The following is a 6,619-nucleotide window of genomic DNA, read 5'->3' as shown; positions in this document are numbered from 1 at the left end:
AGTCTTGGGATTTTTGCACCATAACCTGGTATAATGTAGTTAGCGTTTTAAATGTGTTTTCTCCAAACCGTCCTAGGGATAGGGCGGTTTTTTATTTTGTTTTGATTCCTTTTCCCCAGCATTTATAGATAGGGATAATTGGCATTAATTCGATGATGTCAATCTTCCATTCTGGCGGTTCACCTTCAAAACGACTATCCACTTCATAATGTTCAAATCTACATAAGTACTTGTTTCCTTCTAAATCATTGCAGTATGTTGGTTCGAGACATGGAAACATCTCAATTCCCCTTTCTTGATGCTTTCGAGCATCGGAATATCCAGGAACCCATTTGCTAGGTGGGGGATACTATTAGATATCTGAATATTCAGGCAAGTGAAGGTTTGTCTTTGTTCACAGATTCGCAACATCCTTATATAGAGTTTTTGGAAATTGTGTGTTAAACTTATTGCAGTCCAAGAAATTCTTATAAACTCGACAACTCGATGATCTTAGTACTGCCCTGCATCCCCTGCAGGGCTTCCCTCATTTAGCTAGAGTTATATACTTGTATGTTTCTTCAACCTTATCTGCGCTGTTATGTACACCCTTCGCTCTTAAATCCTTTATGATCCATAAGATTTTCGGTTCTGGTGCAAAAATGATTACGTAGATAACCCAACATGAATGTTATATTCTCATGAGAATGAGTTGTTTGGAAATTAATGTAAAAATCCGCATTTTTATACTTTGTAAAGATTGAACGTTCGTAATTACTCTCATATTTTTGTGTGTATTTTGACAGCATTCGAGGCTTGCACCAGAACCCCCTTTTTCGGGAGGATGGGCAAAAACACCTAATATAAAAATTTTCACAACAGAACCAGATAACGTGATAAAGTGTTAGTTACTGTGCATGTAATTATAAAAAAGAGAGCCTTCCCAAATGATGTTTGTAATAGTTTAGTTTATATGATTTTAGGGAATTAATAGAAATTTATACCGCTATTATTAACCTAATTTCCAAGAAATAGAGGTGATTGTAGGTGACTAAACCTTTTAAAAAAAATAGTCGTTATATGGTCGGATTGGACAGTCTAAGGGGCTTAGCTATACTAGGTGTTATTTTGTATCATATTAATTTTAATTGGATGCCTGGAGGATTTTTAGGGGTTGCTGTATTTTTTGTACTCTCAGGTTATTTAATTACAGATATTCTAGCGATGGAGTGGAAGAGAAATAAGAGAATTGATTTGAAGAAATTCTGGCTTAGTAGGGCAAGGAGATTGCTTCCAGGAATGTTTGTTATGCTCGTTATAACGTTTGCATGGATTACAATTTTTCATAGCTCTTTACTTGAAAAAATGTGTGGAGATTCATTAGCGGCGTTATTTTATGTTAGTAACTGGTGGTATATTTATCATAAATTATCGTACTTTGATAATTTTAACCAGCTTTCTCCATTGAATCATTTTTGGTCGTTAGCAGTTGAGGAACAATTCTATGTGGTCTGGCCATTTATCATTAGTTTAGGATTTTACTACATAAAAAAACAATCCCGTATGATTTTATTGATTTGTCTGGGAGCTGCTGCTTCAGCTTTAGCGATGGCAATTTTGTATGAACCTGGAGCTGATCCGAGCAGAATCTATTATGGCACAGATACGAGGGCCTTTTCTTTACTCATTGGTGCGGCACTTGCCTTACTTTGGCCAAGCAATAGGCTTGCAAATAAAATTATTCCAAAGGCGCGTCTCATTCTTGATGCAGTGGGAGGAACTGCTCTTATTGTTATTTTGATTATGTTTTGGAAGACTAATCAATATGATCCGTTTCTATACAATGGAGGAATGGTTCTCTTATCAATTGCAACAGCATTGTTAGTGGCAAATCTTGCTCATCCAGCTAGCCGTATCGCTCAATTTTTACGATTTAGACCTTTACGTTGGATAGGGGTAAGGTCGTATGGCATATACCTTTGGCATTATCCAATTCTTACATTGACGACTCCAAAAGTAAATGCTGGAGATTTTTCACTAATAAGAGCAATTTTTCAATTTCTTCTGATTATAATGATTGCGCAAATTTCATGGAAGTTTATTGAAAAACCAATCCGACAAGGTGCGCTCCGAAACATTCAGTTTAAGAATTTAAGACTTCAAAATGTCGCTTTAGGTGTTAAGTTAGCTTTAATTTGTGCATTATTCGTTTCGTCGATAGCCGTCTTAGGGTTATCAAAAGTTAGTAAGGCTAAGGGGAATCCTCAACTAGATAAGGTGGAAGCAGTACAAATACAACCGGCGAAACATCCAGTTGCAGTTTGGGGAAATCCAACTCAAGAGACGCCTCAAAATCAAGAAGAATCAAAAGAAGTAAACTCTGCGCAACCTAAAGATGCTCTCACCGTTACTGCAATAGGCGATTCCGTTATGATTGATATTGCTCCGTATTTAAAAAATACTTTTCCGGATATTAAGATTGATGCACAAATTGGTCGCCAGCTGTCAAAAGCGATTCCTGTAGTTGAACAGTTAAAGAATGAAGGGGATTTAGGAAACTATGTCATTATTGGATTAGGTACAAATGGAGCCTTTACTACTGAGCAACTTGTATCATTAATAAAATTGATTGGGAATGAACGTAAAATGATATTTATTAATACGAGGGTACCACGTCCGTGGGAATCAATCGTGAATGAGAAATTAAAAGTGTTAGAATCTGAATATTCGAATATAACTCTAGTTGATTGGTATGCAGCAAGTGCTGGAAAGGGAGACTACTTTGCACCTGATGGTGTGCATTTAACCAAAGTAGGTGCAGAAGCATACGCAGCACTTGTAGCCAAAGCGGTGAATCAATAATTAGATATGTTTTATTAACTTCTTTTGCAAAATTAACTGAAGTGTAAAAGATCTATGGTTGAGGAAGACAAATTTTTTGCAGTCATCAATAATTTCTGTAATTCATTATACGTCGAAAAAGCGAAGTTTGGTTGAAGACTCTGTCTTTTTTATACAGGGTATGAATGGTTTCGATGCCTTTTATTATACGTGAGGCATGACGAATGTTTTGAAATCCTGCGGATTTGGAAAAGTGTCTGTCGCTTTACATGTCGATGGTCCTGTTCTGTGAGATTATTTATAGGAAGAAAGAATGTAACTTCCTAACTTTAAAAATAAGCCCAAAGAATTATTTAATTCTTTGGGCTTATTTTTGGTTCTGGTGCAAAAAATATTGTCATTGTGTACACCAGGACCTGCGATTCTCCTTGTATATCGATATTACTAGTGTAAAAATTAATAGTTAACTAGGGGAAAAGTTAAAGAATTATAAGGAAAACATCAAGGTTGGATAATTATAGTCATGATGAAGGGGGAAAATATAATTTCACTTACATTTAAACATAAAGAAGATTTAACATTAGAGGACAGGGTTCTGGTGCAAAGTTTTCTAAATGAGAATACCCTCTAGAAAAAAGAGTAAGGAGAATCACAAATAAGATATTTTAAAGGGAAACAGTTCAATAAAGATATTATTTTGGTAGCCGTGTGCTACTACTATCGTTTTTCTATAAGCTATCGTGATGTCTTAGTGTTCGTAGGAATCCCCCACTTTAAACAGGTCGTTAGAGTCTTAAGTGGGTGTAGTTCAATAAAGTAAAATAATTGGTTTTGGTGCAAAAATGATTACGTAGATAATCCAACATGAATGTTATATTCTCATGAGAATATAACATTCGGAAATCAATATAAAAATCCGTATTTTTATACTTTGTAAAGATTGAACGTTCATAATTACTCTCATATTTTTGTGTATATTTTGACAGCATTCGAGGTTTGCGCCAGAACCTAGATCCTTTCATAAACACTTTTGGCAGGGCTAGAATTGTTCAATTAGATATTTGAACATATAAAATAATCCGCTAGTATCTAAACTAGTGGATTTCAATTCATTATTTTTTCCATTCTGTAAGTTTGACATCCCATAGCAATGCATCTGTATCAATAAATTTAATACTAAGTTCATTTGCTTTAGCCAACTCTATCCTAAAAGAACTTGTGGATGTAGATATGCTTTCTTCAGAGAATCGAAGGGTTTGTACATCTTTTCCATCAATAGAAATAATTATCTTACCGGAATGTTTGCTAGCACTATCAGGGATACCGAGATATCCCGAAAGTTTTGCATACTTACCTTTTAACAAGTATTTAAATTGCTGAGAATTTGTCCCTTTACTACTAAACATATTTAATTTAGGTTCAATTTTTTTATGAGCCACTTCAAAGCTAGTGGAATTGTTAACTTTCGGTACATATCCAGTACTTTCTGTCAGTTGATTTAGCGCTATAACGGTTCCATTTTTTGGGGATTGTTGTTCCTTTTCTAATGATTTATTAATTTCACCTACAACTACAAGTACTCCTAATGTCAAGATAAATGCTGTTACACCTGTAATAATAAAGTTTTTCAAAGTATTATTAGAGCGAAATCCTATTTTATATGCACAAAAACCTATTGTAGCACCCATTGCATTCACAATTACATCATCAATGTCAAAGCCACCAAGAAAAGTAACCATTTGTAGGACTTCTAGTATAAGAATAGAAATACAGAATGAAGTAATAAATCTAATAAAGCTACAACGATATAACATAGGAATTAATACCCCAAAAGGTATGAATGCTGTTAAATTTCCAAAATTAAAAAACCATAGATTAAAATCTTCCCTATCTACCATATTTGGCAAGCTCAAAGGAATACTACTTGGAATTAACTGGAATTCATATTCATGGTTAATATATTTTAATCCCAATCTATCGAAACCAAGAAACATAAAGTAGAGAATCAGAACGGAATATAGTCCTAATATTGCGAGGGTAATGTTACGATGTTTTCCGTTGATAATAAAACCTCCTATTACTAATAATTGTTCTTATTGATACTTTTACAAATTCGCACATTTTAAATATAACAATAAAACCATGTCTGTGTAAGTAGTAATTCGGTTCTGTTGCAAAGTTTTTAAAAGTAAGTTAAAATTTTGCAAAACAAAGCGAGGAGAATACGTCATTCCTTTCTTTTTTTCTCCTACAGCTTGATCTTGTAATTGTTTTTGTTGCTGTTGTTTTGTTAATCTATGAACAATTACACGAGCTGGCACTTTATCAATCATTCCTACATAAGCATCAGCTATTTCACATGTTTGTTCTGTTTGAAGGGAATTCATTAACGTCTCCATATCTATCTGTATATACTCTGTACCTTTCTTAATTCTTCCATCTTGAAAATAATCAGGGTTAGGATTTTTTTGATAAATACGTGTATTCGACTTGATACGAGAGATATAGTAGGCCTCTTTATCTTGTATATATTGAAGGTCTTTTAAATGAAAACAACCTAAATCTCGGATACATAAATCATTCGCTGTCACAGTTGGGGCACACAGAGAGCCGTAAGTACGATCATGTTGTTTACCTGGACCTGTATGAATATGAAGGAACTGTCCACTTAACAAATCATACTCAAGTTGAATTTTTATCCCCGCTGTATGGCTGCAGCCTCCTGCACCTGAATAAACCGATGAAAATACATCCGGGAGTTTAAATGCAGTTGAATCTAAAATAATACGAATACGCTTGAAAACAGAGGTGTATGGAGAAGAAATCGGCATAGATGCGGCCAATTTTTTGCTTAATAGTCCGGCTGTAGGTGTTATAAAAGTTGGACGGCCGCCTTATTAAAGGTTTTGGTGTAGTCAAAAAAATGTTTTTTCTATTTATTTTGCCTCTGATATAGTCAGTCTTATAAGAGGTAAAGTTTGGTATAACAATAAAATTAGATAATAATGACGCAGTGTTCATGTTATGTTATCACCTTTGTTGGTTCGCCATAGATAAAGTAAAACAGTTTATGGGAAATCAAGGCGAAAAGTGAGATGAACTGATATGAAAAAGTATAATAAGGCGTACAAATTTCGTCTGTATCCAACAGAAGAACAAGCCTATCTGATACGTAAAACTTTCGGGTGTGTACGCTTTGTGTATAACAAAATGCTGGCTGAACGGAAAGAAGTATATGAAAAGTACAAAGAGAACAAGGGAGAACTAAAGAAACAAAAATTACTTACTCCTGCGAAATACAAAGCAGAGTATGAATGGTTGAAGGAAGTCGATTCATTAGCGTTAGCAAACGCTCAATTAAACTTGCAAACTGCGTATAAGAATTTTTTTAGTGGTCAAAGTGATTTTCCTGCATTCAAAAGTAAAAAAAGTAGAAAATCCTATACAACGAATAGAGTTAACGGAAATATTATGTTATTTCATGGTTATATTAAATTACCGAAACTGAAAATGGTACGACTGAAGCAACATAGAGAGATACCGCAAAACCATATCATCAAATCATGTACAATTTCTATGACACCTACTGGTAAATACTATGTGTCCATCTTGACTGAATATGAAAAAGAGATTGTACAAAAAGAAGTAGAAAGTGTGGTTGGATTAGATTTCGCAATGGCTGAATTGTACGTGAGTAGCGAAGATGAGAAAGCCAATTATCCTCGCTTTTATCGTCAGATGTTAGACCGATTAGCAAACGCACAACGAGTATTAGCAAGACGTGTGAAAGGTTCAGAGC

At 34.5% G+C, this 6,619-nt stretch carries 4 protein-coding genes and 3 pseudogenes; 3 read left to right on the top strand and 4 right to left on the bottom strand.

Features of this window, described 5'->3' with window-relative positions; all coding sequences use genetic code 11:
* Positions 1 to 91: 91 nt before the first annotated feature.
* Positions 92 to 280 (bottom strand): hypothetical protein, encoded by a 189-nt coding sequence (locus U860_RS0103875; RefSeq protein ID WP_025147469.1) that lies wholly within the window; start codon positions 278 to 280, stop codon positions 92 to 94.
* 746 nt (positions 281 to 1,026) lie between these two features.
* Here U860_RS0103875 and U860_RS0103870 point away from each other — a divergent pair.
* On the top strand, positions 1,027 to 2,841 hold the full coding sequence (locus U860_RS0103870) for an acyltransferase family protein (RefSeq protein ID WP_025147468.1): 1,815 nt from the start codon (positions 1,027 to 1,029) through the stop codon (positions 2,839 to 2,841).
* 32 nt (positions 2,842 to 2,873) lie between these two features.
* Here U860_RS0103870 and U860_RS36230 read toward each other — a convergent pair.
* Positions 2,874 to 3,122 (bottom strand): annotated as a pseudogene (locus U860_RS36230) (hypothetical protein); the annotation flags it as partial.
* Positions 3,123 to 3,475: 353 nt separating this feature from the next.
* On the opposite strand from U860_RS36230, the pseudogene U860_RS34885 reads away from it, so the two are divergent.
* Positions 3,476 to 3,568 (top strand): annotated as a pseudogene (locus U860_RS34885) (IS6 family transposase); the annotation flags it as partial.
* Between the two features lie 364 nt (positions 3,569 to 3,932).
* Here U860_RS34885 and U860_RS0103865 read toward each other — a convergent pair.
* Both U860_RS0103865 and U860_RS31125 read right to left on the bottom strand, forming a co-directional pair.
* On the bottom strand, positions 3,933 to 4,829 hold the full coding sequence (locus U860_RS0103865; protein WP_269431829.1) for a VanZ family protein: 897 nt from the start codon (positions 4,827 to 4,829) through the stop codon (positions 3,933 to 3,935).
* Positions 4,830 to 5,033: 204 nt separating this feature from the next.
* Positions 5,034 to 5,722 (bottom strand): annotated as a pseudogene (locus U860_RS31125) (IS4 family transposase); the annotation flags it as partial.
* Positions 5,723 to 5,925: 203 nt separating this feature from the next.
* Here U860_RS31125 and U860_RS0103855 point away from each other — a divergent pair.
* Positions 5,926 to 6,619, top strand: a 694-nt coding sequence (locus tag U860_RS0103855) for an RNA-guided endonuclease TnpB family protein (protein WP_025147466.1), incomplete at its 3' end; no start/stop codon positions are given.

This window comes from Bacillus sp. H1a (genome assembly GCF_000633475.1).
Taxonomy (GTDB): Bacteria; Bacillota; Bacilli; order Bacillales; family Bacillaceae_G; genus Bacillus_A; species Bacillus_A paramycoides.
This window is presented reverse-complemented; position numbering and strand designations above follow the sequence as displayed.

Bases quoted from the DNA above. Each gene is read 5' to 3' on its own strand.
- U860_RS0103875 (WP_025147469.1), bottom strand. From the start codon at position 280: ATGTTTCCATGTCTCGAACCAACATACTGCAATGATTTAGAAGGAAAC.